The sequence below is a fragment of the Pseudanabaena sp. UWO310 genome (genome assembly GCF_006861605.1).
Lineage (GTDB): Bacteria > Cyanobacteriota > Cyanobacteriia > Pseudanabaenales > Pseudanabaenaceae > Pseudanabaena.
The window spans coordinates 17,864-39,170 of record NZ_SELU01000053.1 but is presented as its reverse complement, the minus strand read 5'-3'; the positions used below and the strand labels follow the sequence as shown (position 1 = coordinate 39,170).

Genomic DNA, 21,307 nt, shown 5'->3' with positions numbered 1-21,307 from the left:
GATGTCCATTTTTTACTACTTTTTCTCCTTTACAATTTGGGCATTGCATTTTTTGTCATTGAACAACTCCAACTCTTATTTTCTAACATACTATTATTATTTATCATTATGAATATGTGCAACGCCAGTTTTTTTGATTTTCATGTTTTTTCCTGTCAATAGCGTTTGACACCGTTTGTAATGTTTGTCATTTTGGAGAAACTACTGAGTTTGATGTAGCCTGTTGTTTGTAGCAAAGGAATTCTGTGAAGTCTTTAACTTGTAGAATCGATTCTTCTGGAAGTATTTCTAGTAATGCTAAAATCTGTGAAGTCTTTAACTTGTAGAATCGATTCTTCTGGAAGTATTTCTAGTAATGCTAAAAGTTGTTGCTTTACTTTCTGTTTATCGCTTTGTTGAGGAGCATTTATTGGATTTATTTGGTGAGGATAGAGCGTTTCTACATCTATGGTGTCGCGAAATGCTTCGGGATCGTCTTGAGATGTTTCGATCATATCGCCTTCAGTAGTTAACTTTAGCCATCCACCAAATAGTTCGACTAGGTAGGCTGCGCCATCTTTAAATATTTCCACGATCGCTCATGCCGAGCAGTACTACCAAACCACCTGTAAATAGCTACATTGCTGTATTTTTTTCATCTTTAGAGACTAATGGGGCTTTGTGAACTAGGCTACTTGCTACGATTAAGTGATCGCTTGGATCGCCATGAAATCCTCTAGGCAATCGAGTGGAACGGACTGCAATTTCTGGGGTAAGGGGTAATAATTGAACATTCTGATGTTGGAGGGCTAAGTCTAGCCATATTTGCACATCCATTGATAAACCAATTCTTGATTTTTCAACGAGCATGGCGACCTCCCAACAACTAATTGCAGGAATGCCCATCAAGTCCGCGCTATTAATGGCTTCAAGTGCTTTAACAGAAAGTTTATTAGAGTCATTCATCCACTAAAGCCAAGCATGGGTATCAAGAATAATCACTGTTCCGCTTCCCATAACAAATCTATTGGAGAAATAATATCGTTCTCAAATACGATGCTGCCTTTGAGTGGATTGATATTTTCTGAAGGGAGGAGATTTACAGTATTGGGAATGGGTTTATTGAATGCCAAGATGATGCGATGCAATATTTCTAGTTGGGTGTCGTCTATGGTGTCAATAGCTGTTTTTAAGATTTCTCGACTAATCATGAGTTTAACCAAGTTAAGAATCTGTTGTTGAAGTCTATTTTAGCAAAAAGGAATTAGATGTTGCGGTTTAGCATCTATGGCGCGATCTCTCTTTGCAGCCAAACCGTAGTTACAATTAGTTGGTAATTGTCTAGTCCAGTAATTTCGCCAATAACTAGAAAAAATAGCCAATATTCAAAGATGTTTTTTGTTATAGTGAAACAAATCAGGGCTTTAGCTAAACTTAAATATATGCTTACAACCTTTACCGCAAATTATACAAAGATTGACTCAGGTTACATGGGGCAACTCATTGAATGGCAAGAGGTAATAACTGAGGGTGAAACTCTGGAACTTTGTCGTGAATCTTTGCAAGATGCGTTACAGGAAATGATTGCTGCATATAAACAACAAAACAAGGAGATTCCTTCTAGTAAATCTTTAATCGAGCAGATTCCTGTGGAAGTTTAGTTATGTCAGTTAAACGCAGTGATCTGGTGAAATATTTTGAAGAAAATGGGTTTTACTTACTTAGGGAAGGAGGGAATCATTCCATTTACACCAACAATATCAAAACAATTCCGATTAAAAGACATCGGACGATTGATCGGATTACAGCAAATGCAATATGTAAGCAAGCAGGGATAGCACAGAAGTTTTAGTGAATGCGTAGGGGCATACCATTCCCGCAGAGATTTATGGGTTTACAGATTGCCTTGATTTGGGAATGCTATACCCTAAACCTGAAACCGCAGGAACAATTCAATTTATCGGTGAAAGTGGAGAGGGTTTAGAATTTGCGATCGAGATTGTGATGATGCGTTTAGGGATTATGGTGCAAATGGCAAACTTCTACTAATTTGGTTGGATTACAACACGAAATCCATGGCTTTCAATATCTCTAACAATTTTTGCTTCGCTAAAAAGCTCTTTCTCTTCTCGATATACTAAACTTTCCACTTCTGTTCCTTTCTTTCCAATACGATTTTTCGAGCTACATTGTATATCGCTATTTCCCCACGAACCTCCTTTTAAAACGCGATAGGCTCTACCATAAATAGAATTTCCCCAAGGTTCATTTCCATTTTGTTTAATTCGTAAAGGCTTAGTATCAAAGCTATGATGCCACTCATCTAAACACCACTCCCAAACATTACCATGCATTTGATATAGTCCCCATTGGTTGGGGTAGAAGGATTCAGCATCAACAGTTCGTTCGCGATACTTTCCTTTCGGTAGCTGATTGTACGGAGATGTACCTTTATAGTTTGCTATATCTGTACTAATTGCATTCCCAAAGCTAAACAAAGTCCGCGTTCCAGCAGAACAGGCATATTCCCATTCCGCCTCGGTAGGTAATCTTGCTGGCTTATTAATTTTTTGTGATAACACTTTGCAAAATTCAGTAGCATGATTCCAAGATACCCTTTCGACAGGTAAGTTTGCACCTTTAAATTGAGATGGATTGTTGCCCGTTAATCTTCTCCAAAAGTTGTTTTTCATCAGTGCCTGCCATTGCCCTTGGGTAACTGTATGTCTACCCATCCAGAAACCATTTAAAGTAACCTCATGATCATTGCCCATCCAAAACTTACCAGCAGGTATCCACATAAAATCCATTGTGACTCCATTGCCCAAGTCTTCGCGAATGTAAGAATTTTTATTTTTCTTAACGACCGTTTCAACCCTAGTTTTAGTGATTAATCCTAGAGTAAGCCATCCTACTAAATTGTTATCATCGTCTACAGCACGAGCAGTAATATATTCAAAGTTAGACTCTAGAATTTGATGCTGTAGTTGTTTGTTTTGATTAGGAGTATTCACAAACTGAGCATGAGGAATATTTTTGCTAGAAGTTTGTGTTTTCTGATTTTTATGTCTAGGATGAATTTCCTGAAGTATTTCGTAGACAGCTTGATATCTCTTGATAAGAGCTTTTTCTAACATCTTATCTAGAGTTATTTTAAAATTAGCACTGACTATATCCCCATTTAGAAAATCTTGCCATACCCATTTGTCTTCATGGTCACTAAATAAATATTTTGGCTCACAATTGGTAAGCAAATAAATACAAGTCACCCCCAACGCATAAATATCACTGGCAAATATCGCATTTCCTCTTTCCTGTTCGGGAGCCATATATTCAAAAGTGCCGATCAAAGTTCCTGTCTTGGCTAGAGCTGTTTTACTCGCCATCTTCGCCGCGCCAAAATCCACCAAAACTAACTTGCCATCCGATCGCCTTCTAATGATATTTTCTGGCTTAATATAGCGATGGATCACCTGACCCGTATGAATAAACTGCAACACAGGCAACAGATCCAGCAATAAATCCTTAATTTTCGCCTCACTAAACCGCCCCGCACGGTTCAATTCCTGTAATAGATTCTCACCATCGATAAACTCCTGCACCAAATATTGTCGCCCCTCCTGCTCACAATGCGCCAACAACTCAGGAATTTGATTATGCTTACCCAAATCATCCAAACGCACCGCCTCCTGTTCAAACAATCTTTGCGCCTCCCGCAAAGTCGCAGGATCGTCATATAGAAATTGCTTAATCACACAACGGGGCTGTGATGGCTTGCCCTCATCTTGAGCCAAGAAAGTCTTACCAAATCCTCCCTGCCCGATCGCCTTCAAAGCGCGATAACGGTCTTGAATTTGTAACTTAGAGCCGCATTGGGTGCAGAATTCGGTGGTTATTGGGTTTAAGCGATCGCAAGCAAGGCAAAGGCAGTTACTCATGCTAAGTAAATCTTAGAAAATTTAGCTTTGATGATCTAGTTATATCCTAACGTGAGTAAATCCAAGCAACACAATGGTTTCGCCAAGGTTAGAGAAAGTCAAAGTAGCAAAAAAATCTACTTTGACTCTTTCTAAGTAGCTAGGTATAAGTAAACTTAAAAACCAGAGAGGATACCGCCCGCTGCGCGGGCGGTATCCTCTCTGGTTTTGTTTTTTAATTATGCCTAGCTACTTAATTACTTTTAATTATTTTTTCTTCGTGGACTTGTTCGCGGGAACTTCCACGATCGCGTTTTCCACTTCAGTTACGGTTTCTGAATCATCAGCTTCAACTTCAGTCACAATTTCAACCTCATCGGTTTTAACTTCGGCTTCAACAGGGGCTAAATCAGGGCTAGCGAAACTTTCAATGGGTTCGGCTGCTTTCTCAGTGGAAGGTTTGGCTTCTGAGCTAGGTGACTTGAGCGCTTCATCTAAAACTTGACGGGCGTTTTCGGCTTGCGATCGCGCATCTAGGAATTTCATATTAAGTTGAGCAAAACTTTTGAGAGTTTTAAATCCTTCTTTAATACTATTGATTTGCTCTTCCGATACCAGCTCATCGCTAAACAAAATATCGATCTGCGATCGCACTTGCATCGCATCAGAACGCAGCTCTTGGACTTTAATTTTTAGCGTCGCCAAGTTATTTAAAACCTGTACGGCTTGAGTAATAGGATCTTCGCGTTCTTCCGACATGGGTAGTTCTTTCACTTCAATAAATTGGTCGGGACTAAAGCCATCAGCAAGATCGGTATCGAGCTTGCCTGAGTCCATTAATTCCATCAAGTCTGCCATCGCTTTTTCCCGTGCTTTAGGCGAATCTTTACCAGCAACGGTCAAAACAACTTCGGGACTCTGGGCAAGGGTATAGCGCACCATATTTTTTAACTTACTTTGTGATTGGTAAACGAACGAGTAGCTGGGAATAATACCAATTCACAAAAGTGTTGTCACACTTTCGTGAATTGGTATTATTCGTGAATTGGTATAACTATAGCTGCCGCTAAGGGTATTAAGTAGCTAAGCATAAGTAAACTTAAAACCTAGAAGAGCATACCGTCCGCTACGCGGATGGTATGCTCTCTGGTTTTATTTTTTAATTATGCTGAACTACTTAATGTGATTTTATCTTGTTTTTACAGTAAGGGTTGGTAAGTAGATGGGCATAGTTAAAACCCAGAATCAAAAGCTGTAGCGCACGCACAGCGTGCGCTACAGCTTTTGGGGCTTTACATTTAATTGTACCCAGCCACTTATCAGTAGCTCTTAACCATAGAAGCAAAAGTTACGCTTTGTGTCTCATGCGATCGCCAAAATGAGTCCGTTAAGATCGATGCTCTAGATAGTTTTTTACTCTATCTACATTGCTAGAAAATATTTGGGGCTAGTCGTTCTTACCCATGGATTCTACCCTCTTAGATCAAATTCGCCATCTTTGCCGCGATCGCGCAGCCTACGAGCGCCTAAAAGCTATTTTGGTGCAGCAGGAGCGTGTACATCAACTTAGCTGGGAAGAGCATCAGGAAAAGATGATGGCAACCGAAGCCGTCGATGGTAATGCTTCGGACATTTTTAGCAATATCATTGCTAGAGAAAAAGCCCTTGCCCAGCTTGCCGATGCCATTCAGCGATCGCCATCCTTAGATTTAGTTTTACAAATAGCCGTTCAGGTTGCCCAGCAACTTTTACAAGTAGATCGCGTCGCCCTTTTTCACTGCCATGCTAACGGACAGGCGGAGTTTGTGACGGACGCGATCGCCACAGGGCTCATCTCTCTAACCTCCATGCCCGAAAGACAACTTTCCTTGGCAAGACATATGATCGAGTCTACCGAGCCTGACCGTTCGGCGCAGATCGTTGACAGCATCCGCAGTTCCAGCCTCTCCTCCCATATCATCACGCTACTAGAACAGATTGGGATTTCCTCCTATGTAGCCAATAAGATCTATGCAGGGCAAGAAGTATGGGGAACTTTGGTAGCTTTTCATGGCAGAGCCTATCACAATTGGTCAGAGAGCGATCGCACTTCTCTATCCCTAGTTGCGGCTCAAATCGGTATTGCCATCTCCCTCATTAATTTGCGCCAGCAGTCTCAAGAGCTAACTGACGATCTCCATAGCCTACGTCTTGAATTAGATAATCTACAGCAAATAGTTACCGAAATTGCGGAGAGTGCGACTAATCCCGATCATACGGAGGAGATCGCCCCATCGATCGCACAGGCAGCGTCAGCTAGCTCTGAATTGGTAAGCGAATTGGTAAGCGATGATGCGGAATCCGATCATGACCAAAAAGATGGCGATCCAGTCAACTCAGATTTAGAGAATGAAGAGGAGCAATCACAGGAAATTGAATTAGCCCAAACCAATATTCCCCCTGTAGAAGCGATAGATTTTCAGGATATCCCCAACTCACAAAATGGTCTCCCTCCTCTCTTTTTGGCTCCAGTTGCCAATCATGATTTACCAGAATTAGAAGGTGAAGATGACGAGGAACCGAGTCCAGAGGCAGTGGCGATCAAGTTTGAAAGGGCTGATATCTCCTATGTGATTATGCCTGACAACCTGAAAATAATTTCCAGCGATGAATCAGAAGAATCGGACTTAAACACAACTATAGAAAGTCCCGAACAAAATTCTGAACAAAATCCCGAACAAAATCCCGAACAAAATCCCGAACCTGAAATTGTAGAATTCCCGATCGCCGCATTCCCCCATCAGCCATCAGAAAACTTAGATTTAGCAGATCCTTTAGCAGATGCTCAACCTGAAGCGATCGCCACAGTCCCGATTAAATTGCCATTAGATCAGGACGAAGCGGATTTATCGCCAAGGGAACCAGAGACAAGGGAGCCAGAGGCAATTGTCGATGAATTCATCAAGCCAGAGGGGGAAGAAATTTTCCCCGAAATTACCGAACTCCAATTAATAGAACCCAACAGCCTAGAGTTAGCATCCGAGCCGATCAATCAGCCATCGCCAGAACCAGAAATCCTAGAGTTAGCATCCGAGCCGATCAATCAGCCATCGCCAGAACCAGAAATCCTAGAGTTAGCATCCGAGCCGATGGATCAGCCATCCTCAGAGTCCGCATTACCCGATGATACTCAAGGTGTAGATATACAAGAAGATCTAGATATTACCAAGGAGGACGAGGAGCCTGCGATTGAACCACAATTTATCGAGACAATTCTGGAGATTGCTGGTAACGATCGCAAAGCCACCGAATTTCTGATCGATGTGATTAACACATATTTAGAAGATGCCCCACATTTAGTACAGGCGATCGATCGATCGCTCGCCGTTAGCGATTATGTCAAACTCCTTCAAGCCTTAAACACATTGCGATCGAGCAGCGACTACCTTGGGGCTTTGACCCTTTCCTATCAATGTCGTCAGCTTGAATCCGCCGTAAATGATAATCATGTCGTATTAATTTATGCTTCCCTATCTCAAGTCGCAATTGAGGTACAAAGGGCAACCGATGCCCTGCGACAGGAGCGATCGCGTTATCTTGACATGCTTGAATAAAGCCATTTACCTCTTAACAATTTGAAATGGGCTTTGAGAAAGGGTTTGCTAAGCAAACCCTTTCTCAAAGCCCAAAAATAAAAGCCTTGCTTAGCAAGGCTTTTATTTTTGGGCTTTTAAAATTTGCCAACTTAACGCGAACTGACGTTATACCAATTCACGAAAGTGTGACAACACTTTTGTGAATCAAACACCAAACCCAATAAGGTTTTGAGATTCTCAAAATGGCGTTGCCATTTTGAGAATTGGTATTAAATCTAAGAGACTTGTCGTCACGGTTTTGTGAAAATTTAATTTTGTAGCTTCTCCACTTGCCCTAATGACGCTTATGATTACAGTCAATGATGCAATTTCATCTTGAAAATGATTGGCAAAGTAATTAGCGGCAGATACCAAATTATCCAAAATCTTGGAGGCGGAGGTTTTGGGCAAACTTTTTTGGCGGAGGATTTGCAACTGCCAGATCATCACAAATGTGTGGTTAAAAAGCTAAGTCCGACATCCAACGATGCTTTTGTGGTCAAAATCGCTAGTCGGCTCTTTGAAACGGAGGCGAGGGTTTTACATAAACTGGGTAGCCATGATCGTATTCCTCGTTTGCTAGCGCACTTTGAAGAGGATAGTGAATTTTATCTTGTCCAAGAGTTAATTGAAGGGGATGACTTGACGCAAGAACTGATCGCCAAAGATCGCACAGTTGATGGCTATCCCGTGGGACGAATGAAAGAGACCCAGACGATCGCCTTTTTGATGGATATATTAGAAACTCTTGATTTTGTACATCAGCAGGGGGCAATTCATCGAGATATTAAACCTGCAAATTTAATGCGTCGCCGTGCCGATGGCAAAATCGTATTGATTGATTTTGGCGCAGTTAAGCAAGTAGGTACAGCAACAGCTATTGGCTCTACGGTTGCGATCGGGACTGATGGTTATATGCCTAACGAGCAGGCGATCGGCAAGCCTAGACCCTGTAGCGATCTCTATGCCGTAGGCGCGATCGCCATTCAAGGACTGACAGGGCTTGCACCCAATCTCCTATCTGAAAATCTGGAAACGGGGGAATTAGCTTGGCGTAACGCCCCTGCCCATGCCGCTTTTAAATATCGTGCAGTGGTTAGCGATGGATTGGCAAGGATCGTCGATAAGTTAGTTAAATACGACTTTCGCGATCGCTATCAGTCTGCCGAAGCGGTATTGACAGATTTACGCAAATTAGATTCGGCGATCGCGCCCACACTCTTATCTAATGCCGAGCAGACGGATTTTCAAGAAATAACTTCATCCTTTGAGGCGCGGGACAATGTGGCAACCAAGTTCTCACCACTGAACTCGCCAAGGGATTATTTCCCCATCAATCGTAGAAACCAACTGGTAGCGATCACCCTAGGCATTGTCTCAGCGATCGCCCTTGTGGGGACAGTGATGTTTTTGCGTCCATCTTCCGTAATCAACAACAATGTGAATGTCAGTTCGCCCAATTTTAAATATTTATTCCTATCGGAACGCCCAATTGAGTCACAGGATGTGGCAGGCAAAAGTGAGTACGAATTGGATATCATGCGCAATGAAATCTTTGCTAGATATGGTCGCCGTTTTCAAGATCCTGAATTGCAAGCTTATTTTAATAAGCAGCCTTGGTATAAGCCCATCTACGAGCCCGATCGCTTTCCTGAAGGTTTACTCACTTCCATCGAGCAGCAAAATGTTGATTACCTGCTTAACTTTCAAGTTCGTTCTGTTCAAAAAACTGGTAATGCGAATACCTGCGATTACACGAAGCGGGTAATTTCCGATCCCAATCCGCCAATCAACGTCCGCCAAGGAGGAGGTGTGGACTATGCGATCGTGGGTAAACTGAATAATGGTACACAGATTACGGTGACAGGTGAAAAACAGGGTTGGTTGCAAATTTCTGACCCGATCGCTGGTTGGGTTGCGGCGAATCGGACAAAGCCAATATGCCTCTAAATTTAGCCTTTTAAATTTAGCCTTTTAAATTTAGCCTTTTAAATTTAGCCTTTATGTACGACCCTAAAGAGCGAATCACGCTAAAATTCAATCTACGGCGATGCTTTGCTCGACTCTAAAATATTGCTTAAGACCTTGATTAAAATCTCACCTATTGGATTGATGCTGTGACGACTGAAATTTCTGATTGGAGCGATCTAGAAGCCGAACTCCAAGAAACTAAAGCCCTATTAGAAGAAGTCGAACAGCGTTTTTTGCAGGTTCGTCGCGATGTGCTCCTGCAACAGGAACTGAAAACAGAACGCGAACAGATTCGATCGCAAATTGACAATAATAATTCTCATAAGTCAAAACTTGGGCGTATCCCCGATCACAAACATGGTCGAGTGCCTGCGAATAACGCCAATAACTATGCCAATACCTCAAAGGACGAACTCTTGAAACAACTTCAAGAAATAGGCGATCGCCTCGAACAAGTTGAGGCAAATCTAGAAAGTCGCTTGCTCTCTTGGAGTAGTTTTCGCGAACCCTTTTGGCAGATCGTCCGTTTTGGGGGGCTAGGCATCATCATCGGTATAGTTTTACGCAGTTGTGCTTCTTAAGTAGTTAACCCAGAAGAGAATATCGCCTGCGGAGCAGGCGATATTCTCTTCTGGGTTTTAAGTTTATTTATGCTTAGCTACTATAGCTATCGCCAGTTTTGTTAGGACAAAATTAAACCCCAAAATAGTGTTGCCGAGTGGAGCGCGGCAACACTATTTTTTTATGTCCTGATACAGTGGACGGCAACTATAAAAACAAAATACTTTGAACCTTTTGCAGGTGACTCCTGTCAAAACCCCTGTACAGATAATTAAGCCTTCTACAAAAGGGGAAAACCAAATGTTTCTTAACATCAAAAAGTTGGCAGCGATCGCTTGTGTAAGTATGGCGGTTGGAGTAGCTACAATTCCTAGCATTGTCTCGGCTCAAAATTCTTCTCAACCTAGCAGCACCGAAACCCGTAAACCTCATAATGGTAATAGCTGGAAGAAGTTGAACTTGACAGATGCTCAAAAAGCTCAAATGAAAACTATTCGTGAGAATGCGAAGGCTCAAACCGATGCCGTATTGACTCCCGAACAACGCGACATCCTCCAAAAATCACAACAGTCTGGCGATCATAAGGGGGTATGGAAGTCGCTAAATCTCACTGATGCGCAAAAGCAACAACTGAAGACAATCAGGGAAAATACCCAAGCGCAAATGAAGAGTGTCTTGACTCCCGAACAGCAACAACAAGTTAGCCAGATGAAAAAACGTTAATTCTTACAATAAGGAACTTGCTATAAGATGAGTGGCGGCGCTTCGCGCCGCCACTCATCTTTGGGGTTTTGACTATCTCTTATACCAATTCACAAAAGCGTTGTCATACTTTTGGAAATTAAAAACCAAACCCAGTAAGGGTTTTAAAATCACAAAATGGCTACGCCATTTTGTGAATTGGTATTACTCCTCTTGGGGAACTTCTTTCCATAGATTGGACATTTCGCGAATGCTGGAAAAGGTTCCATTTCCTAAAATTAAATGATCCAAGAGTGGAATACTCAACATTCTTGCCGCTTCAAGTAGTTGGCGCGTCAGTTTTATGTCCTCAGTACTGGGATTTGTATTTCCCGAAGGATGGTTATGGGCCACAATTAGCCTGACCGCACCACTCTTTAAAACTTCCCGAAAGATATCGCGGGGATGGGCGAGGGTTTCGGTTGCTGTCCCAATCGTGATCACCCTCTGGGCAATAATACGATTTTTACTATCTAGCATCACTACAGCAAGACGCTCTTGGGGTTGCCACATGAGATCTTGACTCAGCGCAGCAGCAGCGATCGCAGGATCAGTAACTTCAGTGAGATCGGGCGGTTTAGCATAGAGCGCTCTTTTCCCTAACTCGATCGCCGCCAAAATAGCCGTTGCCTTGGCGGGACCCACTCCTTCAATTTGCATCAATTCCTGTGGCGAGATACTTTGTAATGCGGCGACAGGATCGCTGGTGCGGTCTTTACCAATGGTTTGCAAAATTAGCTGCCCCAGCCCCACAGCCGAGAGTTTGCCTGCCCCCTGTCCCGTCCCCAGCAAAATAGCAATTAATTCGGCATTAGATAAACTGCGAACTCCTTGACTGAGTAATCTCTCCCTTGGGCGATCACTCTCAGCCATATCTACAATTCGCAGAGAATAAGTCATTTTAAGAATCCCAGAAATACGCACATAGATATTCCGTAAGCGCCGCATTGGATAAACCTATGCGCTGAGCATCCACATTAGAAATTTGGGTTTGCAGAATGGTTTGACACTGAGGGACAAACTTTTGCTTTTCTGGTGCTTTTGCTTTCAATTTTTTCAACTGACTTACGGTGGCAGGATTGACATTATTTGCCAAAGATTCAGCCCTCTGTTGTGTTTCCGCCCATTTGCTAATTTGCGTTAGCTCATTGCGATAGGTCTTAATGCGTTTTTGCGCATCGGGATAGAGAAGGGAGTCGGTGGGAATCTCTTCCAACATCTTGATCGCTTGCTGTCGCTTCTCTTGAGCCGATTTCCAAACGGTAAATTTGTGGGGTGGGTTTTGGGTCGATTTCGCCGCATCGATGGTGATGTTTTTGGCAGACTCTAATTTTTTATTGGCATCCTGTTCGATATTTATCCTGCGATCAAAATCCACTAGCTTAGGTCGTAAGGTGGTTAACTCAGCTTGGGCATCTGCGTATAAAGAAGCTGGGCGATCGGGAATATTTTCTAACTGGGAAACTATACTTTGGAGATTATTGCGCGTTTCAGCAAGGGTTTCTAGTTTAGTGATCTTTTTAGGGTTGACATCTTGATTGCTAAAGTTGCGGGCATTGGCTAAGAACTGCTGCTGGTTAGAGCGATCCCACACTAACCAACAACAGATCCCCAGTACAGTGACCGCCGCTAAGGCAAAAGCACCCGAAAAGAGTAAGGATTTATTGCGCGGATAGGCGGTTTTAACGGGTTCAATTGCTGTCTCAACCTCCGAGACAACTTTTTTAGGGATGCGTTTGGTCGGTGGCAGTGGTGGTGGCAGTGGCATGGGTAAGGAGGCAGGAACCGCAACCGTAGGCATATCTAGGCTAAAGTCCTCATCGTCGAGCAAGTCATTTTTCTGTTCTAGAGGCGATCGCTCTTGGCGTTCTTGGCGTTCTTGGCGCTCTTGACGCTCTTGACTACTTGTGCCGCTACTTAGCTCGAAAGGCTCGGTTTCAAAGGACTCTAGCTCAAATTCATCTTTGGGAATACCCTCCAGCTTAAAGGCTTGCAGATCAAGATTGTCAAAGTCAAAGTCCCCATTACTAGCCCTCACGGTTTCATGGCGCTCAAAACCGTTATTGCCATTATTGCCATTATTCCCGTTGTTGCCGTTATTGCCATTGTTGCCATTATTAACTGCGGTTTTAAGATCCTGATCGATACTGCTCTTAAAACTGCTTAGTTCATCCGCAAGCTCTGTTTCCAGATTTTTATGCTGAATCTCAGTTTCCTCACCATCATCGGGAAATACCAGACTACCAAGCGCACTAATACTATCAAAATCTTCTAGTTCATCGGGATCGAGTTCAATTAATGGCAAAGGTGGTTTAATATCGCCAGTTCTTTGCCACTCAGGATGTTTTGCCCCAGCTAGCCTGCCATAGACAATTAAGCTATCCGCGCCATCAATTGGCAATCTATCAATGCGGCGTTTCACAATATCATAGAGGGATGCATAGTCAAGATCGTCCCCCTCAGATCTAGTAATCAAAACGTGTAACTGAGATTCCTTGCGGCGGATTTGGGTTTTTACCTTATAGTTTTGAAGGTCTTCTTGTAGAGCACTGACAATGCTAGCCTCGTCCATCTTGAGATCCTCATCCTTGCGTTTCGATCGCACATATTAAACGAAAAGTCTGACAAATGACTACAAAAAGATGAACTTTTTGCTTCAAATTTATAATATATCTCGACGCTGGTGGACAGAGTTTTCATTGCAAACAAAACTAATGGCGCTAATTACGTTACTAGTTTCTTTGCTCATGAGCGCTGTCACCTTTTGGGCAGTTAACGACATTCAGACTGATGCGCGACTTAATGATACGCGCTTTGGCAAAGATTTAGGGTTGTTACTTGCGGCTAATGTTGCACCCTTAGTTGCCAAAAACGATCTAGAAGAAGTGACCCGTCTTTCTAAAGAATTTTACGATAGTAGCTCCAGCATTCGCTACATTCTCTATGCCGATCCTGATGGAGAAATATTTTATGGTATTCCCTTTAATTCTAACGAGGTCAAAAATTCTTTAAGTATCAGAAGACGTATTCAGTTACCCGAAGATCCAATGATGCGTCCCGATCGCCCTTTAGTGAGACAACATATCACACCACAGGGCGAAGTTACCGATATTTTCGTCAATTTACAGCATGGCGGCAAGGCTTTAGGCATTATCGCGATCGGCATTAATCCCAATCCTACGGCGGTTGCCTCATCGAGCCTGACCCTAGATGTGACCACGGCAGTATTTGTCTCGATCTGGGCCATGGTAATTTTGGGTGCGGCTTCAAATTCGGTAACCATTACCCGACCGCTGCGGGAATTGGTCGCGGGGGTACAGAATATTGCTAAGGGAAATTTTAAACAAAGAATCGATTTGCCTTTTGGCGGAGAATTGGGGGAATTAATTCGCAGTTTTAATGACATGGCTCAGCGCCTCAAAACCTATGAGGAGCAGAATATTGAGGAGTTAACCGCCGAAAAAGCAAAGCTGGAAACCCTAGTTTCCACGATCGCGGATGGCGCATTGTTACTTGACTCGGATATGCGGATTGTCCTTGCCAATCCTGCGGCAATCAAAATCATGGGGTGGGAACAGGATTTAGAAAAAAATAATTGGCAAGGTAAGAGCATTCTCAATATTTTGCCCGATCGCCTCAGTGCCGATCTGGGGAGATCGTTAATGCAAATTGCGACAGGCGATCGTGAAGGGGGAGAATTTCGGATCATGGCATCTGGGGAAAAAGACTCGGTGCTTGCCCATGCCTTTAGAATTTGGATTACGAGCGTTTTAAGCTCCAGCAATGCGATTAAAGGAATTGCGATCACGATTCAGGACATCACCCGTGAAGTGGAGTTAAATGCGGCTCAGAGTCGGTTTATTAGCAATGTCAGCCATGAATTACGCACGCCCCTATTTAACATCAAGTCCTTTATCGAAACTCTGCATGAATATGGCGATGAGTTAAGCGACGATCAGAAAAAAGAATTTCTCGGTACGGCAAATAGCGAAACTGATCGCCTTACTCGCCTTGTGAATGATGTGTTGGATTTATCGCGCTTAGAGTCTGGACGGCAATACCATTTCACAGCCATAGATCTCTCGGAAACCGTAGAACAAACGGTACGCACTTACAAACTGAATGCTTCCTCTAAGGGAATCGATCTGATCTATGAAATTGCCCCCAATTTAGAAAGAATCTGGGGCAATTACGATTTGATTTTGCAGGTTTTATCGAATCTGGTAGGTAATGCCCTGAAATTTACGGATATGGGCGGTAAAGTAATCATTCGCATCTATCCTTGGCAAGACCAAACCACTACTCAGCCCCATCGTACGGTCAACTATGTGCGGGTAGAGGTGGAGGATACAGGTTATGGCATCCCTGCGGAGGACTGCGATCGCATTTTTGATCGTTTTTATCGTGTTGAGGATAAGGTACATACCCTTGAAGGCACTGGTTTGGGGCTATCGATCGTCCGTAATATTGTCGAGAAGCATCACAGCGTCATTAATATCAAGAGTGAAGTTGGTGTTGGTACGACCTTCTGGTTTGACCTCAGTGTCTATCAAGATCGCTGTGAGTTACCTGTAACGGCAGCGATCGCAGCTCCTGTCCAAGCGATGACGGTTTAGGAATTGTGACTAAATGTTGTTTTAGGAGATTAAGTAGATGATTGCCCAACCAAAGCTAATTCCAGAAGTAAGCCAAGAAGATCATCAAATCATCATGTCTGCCGACGAGTACCTTGTTTGGGAAAGTCAGCAAGAAGAAAAATATGAATATGAAAACGGTAAAATCATTGCCATGACAGGCGGCACAGTCCCTCACAGCCAAATTCCTGCCAATTTAGCAGCCTTGTTCATACCGCATCTGCGAGGAAAAGGATGCAAAGTATCGGTCAGTGATGCCAAAGTTCTTGTTAGATCTCGGAAATATTATTATCCTGATGTGGTCTTGTCCTGTGACGATCGCGATCGCTTCTCCCGTGATTTTTTGCAATATCCTGTGCTGATTGCGGAAGTTTTATCTCCTACTACCGAAGCACGCGATCGCGGTATTAAGCAGCAAAGTTATATGGCGATCAATACGCTGCAAGCCTATGTCCTAATCGACTCAGAGCGTCCTATTGTCGAAGTTTATCAAAGACATAGCGATCGGGCTTGGGAATATCAGTCTATAGCGATCGAGCAGACAACTTTTGAGCAAGATGATCCTCTTATTCCTATAACTAGCATCGATCTCCAATTCCCTTTATCGGCTCTCTACGAAAATGTTGATTTGCTTGATAGCTCGCAATTGTAGGGTAGATATATTGTCGTTAATAAAAATTGCGATCGCTTCTCCCGTCTAAGGGATGTCAGTTTAGCCATCATATACATCACTGCGATGGGCTATGTTGGTTATACGAACTTGTTTAATTTTTTCATCTACTTCATAAACAACTCGATAGTCCCCAACTCTAAATCGGTAAAAGCCCGAAAGATTTCTTCTCAGGGCTTTTATATTGGGATGTTGATAGGGATTTTGCTCTAAGGTGCTAAAGCATCTGGCTAATTTTTTGGCGATCGCAGGGCTAGCGAATTTGTAAAAATCTCTAGCTTTGTCTGCTAAAGAAATTTCATACGTCATCGCGAATACTACGCCAGTTAGTTAGATTACCTTTAGCAATATCTTGTTTACCTTGTTCCCAAGATTCCAAAAAGTCAGGAATGCTGAGTAATTCATCTGTTGCTTGTTGGCTTTCTCGTTCTGCAAGATATGCCAAAAAATCTACGGTTACTTTTAACCCTTCAGAAGATAAACAATCAATATACTCATCAATCTGATGACGAATTTCTAAAGTGGTCATACGCTTAGCTGAGGTCAATAGTTATATAGGAAATTATAGCTTGGCTTATGATGTTGCTTCTACGAATGACGCGATCGCTGCTCCCGTTCAGTCGATGACGGTCTAGTAATGTCGCTTCTGCTCAGGAAATTTATAAACCATGAAAGCTGAGTACAGAGAAATATTTAAATCTGCAATCGTCAATATGATGCCAGGGTATTTGGCAATATTTAACTTAGCTGACATAAGAAGCAGGAATGATTACTTTGGTCATCAAAAGGTAGATGAAGAAATAGTAAAGTTTACTGAATTACTTTGTCATTCTACAAAGTATGCCAACTACGGTATGAGAATTGCAGGTGATAAATGGCTAGGATTTTTTGTGCCTTCTTCTTTTGGGTCAATTCAGAATTTGCTTGACGAGTTTCATGAAGAAAAGTCTATCTTGCATGGTTGGAAAAGTGTAGGACGTAGAGGCGGAATCACAAAGTCTCATACTGAAACAGTTGAAGCTAAGATTGTTCGAGCAATTCGATGTATTTACTCGCATCTAGAAAATCATGAAGAATTTGAAGTACTTGTTGATCAACTCTTGTCCAATGACTATGGGCTTCCTGTAGATATCCCACATAACCTTGAAAGTATTATTTCTCATCCAAGAATCCGATGGAATTGTATTAGTAAGTATCCAGAGAATCCACCATTTTGTCCGTTTTGTAATGGTCGCTCCTTTAATTGGAAAGATGGCGATACAACCTATTATGGTGGCGAAGGATTCTGTAATAACTGCGGAGCATATATTGGGTTTTCAAATTTTAGTTAGTATTTTTAAATCACTAATCTAAATGATGTGCAGATCATATTAATAATTATCTATCAATAGCCGTTATAGAGTATGACTTATGCTAATTCACAAAATTGTTCAAGAACTGCAAGATATACCAGAAGAAAAACTTGCCGAAATTTATGACTTTATACATTACTTTCGACTGGGATTAGGCAAAGTCCAATTACAACCTCGCACTTCTGGTTTACTGACAGGAAAACTTGATGATGCTTTCTTTGAGTCATTGCCAGAAGCGGAACTGCAACAATGGGAATAAATTTAACAAAAATTTCTAGGCTATTATTTAGTTACTAAGAAGTAAATATAAGGAGGATAAAATGGATGCAATGACGACTCAGCAAGCAAGTCATGACTTTGATGGTTTGATTGATCGCGTGATTGACAACGTACAACCGACGATTCTTTGTAATGACAAAGGCAACAAGGCTGTTTTAATGTCGCTAGACGAATTTTCATCATGGCAAGAAACCCTGTATTTATTGTCAAATCCAGTCAATGCAAAACGTCTTCTGAACTCAATTCAAGAATCAAAAGTAGGTAGAGTTACGCCACTAACCCGATAGATGTACGATAATACCTGCAAATTCTTAGTCGAAAATTTTCCCACCGACTTTGCTACTTGGCTGCTGGGGAAACCGATTGCCCTAACCAAACTCGAACCATCAGAACTCTCAGTCGATCCGATTCGTGCTGATTCAGTTATTCTTCTAGAATCCTCAGAAGTCATTGTGCATCTGGAATTTCAAACCAAAACCGATGACACGATGGCTTATCGGATGGCAAATTACTATTTGAGGCTTTACGGTAAATATCCCGCCAAAGAAATTCATCAAACCGTAATCTACCTAAGACCGACAAAATCAACACTTGCGTATCAAACCAACTTTACAACCAACAAGCTAAATCATGAATTTAATGTAATTCGACTATGGGAACAACCCACCGAACCTTTTCAACAGTATCAAGGGCTTTTACCTCTGGCAGTTTTAACAAAAACAGGTAATCCCAGCGAAACCTTACAAGAAGTTGCCAAATTAATTGACAATATTGAAGATCGAAAAGTTAAAAGTAATGTCACTGCTGCCACAGCAATTATTTCTGGGCTAGCATTAGATCATGAAGTAATTCAACGATTACTTAGGAGTGAAATCATGGAAGAGTCTGTAGTTTATCAAGAAATTTTGCGCGAAGGCTTAACTAAAGGAAAAGCTGAAGGTTTAGCTAAAGGCAAGGTTGAAGCTGCTAATCAAATAGCTCTAAACATGCTGCGATCTAATATGTCTCCAGATTTGGTAGCTCAGTTAACTGGGCTAACCGTAAAACAAATCCTAAAACTGCAAAAACTATCCATAAAAAAGGGACAAAAGCCAAAAGCTAATCTCTAATTACAAAATTAAACCAAGCTCTAACTTTCTATGTCCCTAGCGCCAATTCTAAAAGCTGAAAATATCTCGAAATCCTTTGGCGGTATTCATGCCGTCAGTAATGCCCAGATTGAAGTCCCTGCGGGAAGCATCACAGGATTAATTGGTCCCAATGGGGCAGGAAAAACCACATTTTTTGGATTACTGTCGAACTTCCTCAAGCCCGATCGCGGCACGGTGCAATTTAATGGAATGCCCATCCAAGGCAAGCCACCCCATGCGATCGCCAAATTAGGCATGATTCGTACCTTTCAAGTCCCTCGCGTCTTGTCCCGCCTATCGGTATTAGAAAATATGTTGCTAGCCGCACAGGATCAAGTAGGGGAAAAGTTTTGGAATACTTGGTTTCAAGGACAAAAAATCGCGATTCAGGAACGGGAAAATCGCGAGAAGGCAAGACATATTCTGGAATCTGTAGGCTTAATTAGGATGGCGGATGACTATGCAGGTTGCCTGTCAGGAGGTCAGCGTAAATTATTGGAGATTGCCCGCGCCTTGATGACCGATCCCAAATTAATCCTATTGGATGAGCCTGCGGCGGGAGTAAATCCTGCCTTAATTGAAGAGATTTGCAGCTATATCCAAACATGGAATCAAGAGGGGATGAGCTTTTTGATTATCGAACACAATATGGATGTGATTATGTCTCTGTGCGATCGCGTCTGGGTCTTAGCCGAAGGGCATAACCTCGCTGATGGCTCACCCGCCGAAATTCAAACCGATCCTAAAGTTTTAGAAGCATATTTAGGCTCATAGACACGTACAATGTACTGTACATATAATCCCTAGGTGACTTATGAACGCAGTTACTTATACCTATGTTCGCAACAATCTTGCGAAAACCTTAGAAAAGGTTTGTGATGATCATGATCCTGTAATTGTCACTCGCCAGAATCAAAATTCGGTGGTGATTATGTCACTTGAGGACTACGAAGCTCTTGCTGAAACAGCTTATTTATTACGTAGCCCCAAAAATGCTCAGAGGTTAATTAGGGCGATCGCTGATCTAGAATCTGGTAAGGGCAAGCAGCGAGAACTTGTCGAATGACGATAACTTTTTCTGATGATGCATGGGAAGACTATCTTTACTGGCAACGTACCGATCCCAAAATCCTCAAACGCATTAATACGTTAATCAAGGAAATTCAACGCAATCCCTACGAAGGCATCGGTAAACCCGAAGCTTTAAAACATGGCTTTTCGGGTTACTGGTCAAGACGTATTACTGACGAGCATCGCATTATTTATAAAGCGGAAACTGATTCTTTGCTAGTTGCTCAACTTCGTTATCATTACTGAATTTCATGCAGCTACAATCTTTTAATGTCTTACTACTAGTGCCGACTGGCATTAATGCCGCAATTGGTGGCTATGCGGGAGATGCCTTGCCAGTGGCGAGAGCGATCGCTTCCATTGCCGATCATGTAATTACCCATCCCAATGTACTAAACGGCGCGAGTTTATATTGGTCGATGCCCAATGTTTTATATACCGAAGGCTATGCCCTCGATCGCATGGCAAGAGGGGACTGGGGACTGCGTCCTGTAAGGGCTAATCGCATTGGTGTAATTCTCGATCGCAGTATGGAGCCAGATTTAGAATTGCGTCACCGTCAAGCGATCGCGGCGGCGCAGGCAACGCTGGGATTAAATATTACCGATGTAATAGTTACGGATTGCGACCTTGGAGTAGAGTTGCGGTTGGGAGATTCGGGAGCCACATGGGGGACGATCGCCAATCTCGATAGTCTGTTGAGAGCCGCCGACAAATTAATTAAAGTTTCGCAAGTGCAGGCGATCGCCGTAGTGGCAAGATTTCCTGACGATCCCGATAGCGAAGCCTTACAAAACTATCGCCAAGGTAAAGGCGTGGATGCCCTCGCAGGAGCCGAAGCTGTCATCAGTCATGCGATCGTTCGCGAATTTGCGATTCCCTGCGCCCATGCCCCTGCCTTGCAACCTTTGCCCCTCGATGCCAGCGTTGCGCCCCGCGCCGCCGCCGAGGAGTTAGGCTATACATTTTTGCCCTGTGTTTTGGTGGGGCTGAGTCGCGCTCCCAAGATTATTCGCGATCGCGCTTGGCTTAAACCTGAAGATATTACGGCGGATGATATCAGTGCGATCGTTACGCCCTATAGTGCCTGCGGCGGTGCGGGGCTACTTGCCTTGAATCCATTTCCTCATGTCCAAACCATCTTTGTTAAGGAAAATCACACAGCCCTAAATGTTACCCCTGAAATGCTCGGTTTGAAGGGAATTACCGTTACAAATTATTGGGAAGCGATCGGGATACTGACCGCCATCAAAGCAGGAATTAATCCCCAAAGTTTGCGGTGATTACCACCCTTAAATTTAATCCCAATAAGAGAAGGTTGGCGCTTCGCGCCAACCTTCTCTTATACCAATTCACGAAAGTGTGACAACACTTTTGGGAATTGGTAT

General features: G+C 42.7%; 25 protein-coding genes and 1 pseudogene. 17 read left to right on the top strand and 9 right to left on the bottom strand.

Features of this window, described 5'->3' with window-relative positions; all coding sequences use genetic code 11:
• Positions 1-254: 254 nt before the first annotated feature.
• Genes PseudUWO310_RS16670 through PseudUWO310_RS16660 form a run of 3 tightly spaced genes read right to left on the bottom strand, consistent with a single transcriptional unit; the run spans position 255 to position 1,190 of the window.
• On the bottom strand, positions 255-572 hold the full coding sequence (locus PseudUWO310_RS16670; RefSeq protein ID WP_142603248.1) for a hypothetical protein: 318 nt from the start codon (positions 570-572) through the stop codon (positions 255-257).
• Positions 573-615: 43 nt separating this feature from the next.
• Positions 616-945, bottom strand: coding sequence for a type II toxin-antitoxin system VapC family toxin (locus tag PseudUWO310_RS16665; RefSeq protein WP_223805715.1), 330 nt, complete (start codon positions 943-945; stop codon positions 616-618).
• A gap of 32 nt (positions 946-977) precedes the next feature.
• Positions 978-1,190 carry a hypothetical protein gene (locus PseudUWO310_RS16660; protein WP_142603246.1) on the bottom strand — a complete coding sequence of 71 codons (213 nt, stop codon included), beginning with the start codon at positions 1,188-1,190 and terminating at the stop codon, positions 978-980.
• Positions 1,191-1,421: 231 nt separating this feature from the next.
• Here PseudUWO310_RS16660 and PseudUWO310_RS16655 point away from each other — a divergent pair, with 231 nt between their 5' ends.
• The 3 genes from PseudUWO310_RS16655 (at position 1,422) to PseudUWO310_RS23655 (ending at position 2,028) form a co-directional block, all read left to right on the top strand.
• Positions 1,422-1,640: a type II toxin-antitoxin system HicB family antitoxin gene (locus PseudUWO310_RS16655; RefSeq protein ID WP_055077534.1), complete on the top strand. Its 219-nt coding sequence runs from the start codon at positions 1,422-1,424 to the stop codon at positions 1,638-1,640.
• A gap of 2 nt (positions 1,641-1,642) precedes the next feature.
• Positions 1,643-1,831, top strand: coding sequence for a type II toxin-antitoxin system HicA family toxin (locus tag PseudUWO310_RS16650; RefSeq protein ID WP_142603244.1), 189 nt, complete (start codon positions 1,643-1,645; stop codon positions 1,829-1,831).
• Between the two features lie 65 nt (positions 1,832-1,896).
• Complete coding sequence (locus PseudUWO310_RS23655; RefSeq protein WP_263363452.1) at positions 1,897-2,028, top strand: hypothetical protein; 132 nt, start codon at positions 1,897-1,899, stop codon at positions 2,026-2,028.
• Here the strand turns inward: PseudUWO310_RS23655 and PseudUWO310_RS16645 are convergent.
• On the bottom strand, positions 2,025-3,917 hold the full coding sequence (locus PseudUWO310_RS16645) for a bifunctional serine/threonine-protein kinase/formylglycine-generating enzyme family protein (RefSeq protein WP_142603242.1): 1,893 nt from the start codon (positions 3,915-3,917) through the stop codon (positions 2,025-2,027). The genes PseudUWO310_RS23655 and PseudUWO310_RS16645 overlap by 4 nt on opposite strands.
• 453 nt (positions 3,918-4,370) lie before the next feature.
• Positions 4,371-4,838 (bottom strand): annotated as a pseudogene (locus PseudUWO310_RS16640) (hypothetical protein); the annotation flags it as partial.
• Positions 4,839-5,359: 521 nt separating this feature from the next.
• Here PseudUWO310_RS16640 and PseudUWO310_RS16635 point away from each other — a divergent pair.
• From PseudUWO310_RS16635 to PseudUWO310_RS16620, 4 genes are all read left to right on the top strand, one after another.
• Complete coding sequence (locus tag PseudUWO310_RS16635; RefSeq protein ID WP_142603238.1) at positions 5,360-7,489, top strand: GAF domain-containing protein; 2,130 nt, start codon at positions 5,360-5,362, stop codon at positions 7,487-7,489.
• Between the two features lie 363 nt (positions 7,490-7,852).
• A complete protein-coding gene (locus tag PseudUWO310_RS16630; protein ID WP_142603236.1) occupies positions 7,853-9,460 on the top strand; it encodes a protein kinase domain-containing protein in 1,608 nt (535 codons plus the stop codon).
• Positions 9,461-9,627: 167 nt separating this feature from the next.
• The gene (locus PseudUWO310_RS16625) at positions 9,628-10,062 is read left to right on the top strand and encodes a hypothetical protein (RefSeq protein WP_223805714.1); all 435 of its coding nucleotides are present in this window, start codon (positions 9,628-9,630) and stop codon (positions 10,060-10,062) included.
• A 280-nt stretch (positions 10,063-10,342) separates the two neighbouring features.
• Positions 10,343-10,765: a Spy/CpxP family protein refolding chaperone gene (locus PseudUWO310_RS16620; protein ID WP_142603234.1), complete on the top strand. Its 423-nt coding sequence runs from the start codon at positions 10,343-10,345 to the stop codon at positions 10,763-10,765.
• A gap of 183 nt (positions 10,766-10,948) precedes the next feature.
• Here PseudUWO310_RS16620 and radC read toward each other — a convergent pair whose 3' ends face one another.
• Positions 10,949-11,683: a RadC family protein gene (radC, locus tag PseudUWO310_RS16615; protein ID WP_142603232.1), complete on the bottom strand. Its 735-nt coding sequence runs from the start codon at positions 11,681-11,683 to the stop codon at positions 10,949-10,951.
• 1 nt (position 11,684) lies between these two features.
• Complete coding sequence (locus PseudUWO310_RS16610; protein ID WP_142603230.1) at positions 11,685-13,388, bottom strand: hypothetical protein; 1,704 nt, start codon at positions 13,386-13,388, stop codon at positions 11,685-11,687.
• Between the two features lie 37 nt (positions 13,389-13,425).
• Here PseudUWO310_RS16610 and nblS point away from each other — a divergent pair, with 37 nt between their 5' ends.
• Both nblS and PseudUWO310_RS16600 read left to right on the top strand, forming a co-directional pair.
• Positions 13,426-15,399 carry a two-component system sensor histidine kinase NblS gene (gene nblS, locus PseudUWO310_RS16605; RefSeq protein ID WP_142603228.1) on the top strand — a complete coding sequence of 658 codons (1,974 nt, stop codon included), beginning with the start codon at positions 13,426-13,428 and terminating at the stop codon, positions 15,397-15,399.
• A gap of 37 nt (positions 15,400-15,436) precedes the next feature.
• Positions 15,437-16,069, top strand: a complete 633-nt coding sequence (locus PseudUWO310_RS16600; RefSeq protein WP_142603225.1) for a Uma2 family endonuclease — start codon at positions 15,437-15,439, stop codon at positions 16,067-16,069.
• Between the two features lie 60 nt (positions 16,070-16,129).
• Here PseudUWO310_RS16600 and PseudUWO310_RS16595 read toward each other — a convergent pair whose 3' ends face one another.
• Together PseudUWO310_RS16595 and PseudUWO310_RS16590 are read right to left on the bottom strand one after the other, a co-directional pair.
• Positions 16,130-16,396 (bottom strand): type II toxin-antitoxin system RelE family toxin, encoded by a 267-nt coding sequence (locus PseudUWO310_RS16595; protein WP_142603224.1) that lies wholly within the window; start codon positions 16,394-16,396, stop codon positions 16,130-16,132.
• Entirely contained in the window at positions 16,386-16,616 is a 231-nt protein-coding gene (locus PseudUWO310_RS16590; RefSeq protein WP_142603222.1) for a hypothetical protein, read from the bottom strand. Before PseudUWO310_RS16590 ends, PseudUWO310_RS16595 begins: the two co-directional genes overlap by 11 nt.
• Before the next feature lie 139 nt (positions 16,617-16,755).
• Between PseudUWO310_RS16590 and PseudUWO310_RS16585 the strand changes: the two genes are divergently transcribed.
• The 8 genes from PseudUWO310_RS16585 to PseudUWO310_RS16550 all read left to right on the top strand — a co-directional run bounded on the left by PseudUWO310_RS16585 (position 16,756) and on the right by PseudUWO310_RS16550 (position 21,202).
• Positions 16,756-17,418: a hypothetical protein gene (locus tag PseudUWO310_RS16585; RefSeq protein WP_142603220.1), complete on the top strand. Its 663-nt coding sequence runs from the start codon at positions 16,756-16,758 to the stop codon at positions 17,416-17,418.
• A 79-nt stretch (positions 17,419-17,497) separates the two neighbouring features.
• The gene (locus tag PseudUWO310_RS16580; RefSeq protein ID WP_142603218.1) at positions 17,498-17,698 is read left to right on the top strand and encodes a hypothetical protein; all 201 of its coding nucleotides are present in this window, start codon (positions 17,498-17,500) and stop codon (positions 17,696-17,698) included.
• Between the two features lie 61 nt (positions 17,699-17,759).
• Positions 17,760-18,005, top strand: a complete 246-nt coding sequence (locus tag PseudUWO310_RS16575; RefSeq protein WP_142603215.1) for a type II toxin-antitoxin system Phd/YefM family antitoxin — start codon at positions 17,760-17,762, stop codon at positions 18,003-18,005.
• Positions 18,006-18,827, top strand: a complete 822-nt coding sequence (locus tag PseudUWO310_RS16570) for an Rpn family recombination-promoting nuclease/putative transposase (RefSeq protein ID WP_142603213.1) — start codon at positions 18,006-18,008, stop codon at positions 18,825-18,827.
• Positions 18,828-18,857: 30 nt separating this feature from the next.
• Positions 18,858-19,622: an ABC transporter ATP-binding protein gene (locus PseudUWO310_RS16565; protein ID WP_142603211.1), complete on the top strand. Its 765-nt coding sequence runs from the start codon at positions 18,858-18,860 to the stop codon at positions 19,620-19,622.
• A 40-nt stretch (positions 19,623-19,662) separates the two neighbouring features.
• Positions 19,663-19,914 (top strand): type II toxin-antitoxin system Phd/YefM family antitoxin, encoded by a 252-nt coding sequence (locus PseudUWO310_RS16560; protein WP_142603209.1) that lies wholly within the window; start codon positions 19,663-19,665, stop codon positions 19,912-19,914.
• Complete coding sequence (locus tag PseudUWO310_RS16555) at positions 19,911-20,165, top strand: Txe/YoeB family addiction module toxin (protein WP_142603207.1); 255 nt, start codon at positions 19,911-19,913, stop codon at positions 20,163-20,165. The genes PseudUWO310_RS16560 and PseudUWO310_RS16555 overlap by 4 nt, the downstream gene beginning before the upstream one ends.
• A 5-nt stretch (positions 20,166-20,170) precedes the next feature.
• Positions 20,171-21,202, top strand: coding sequence for a DUF3326 domain-containing protein (locus tag PseudUWO310_RS16550; protein WP_142603205.1), 1,032 nt, complete (start codon positions 20,171-20,173; stop codon positions 21,200-21,202).
• Positions 21,203-21,307 lie beyond the last annotated feature (105 nt).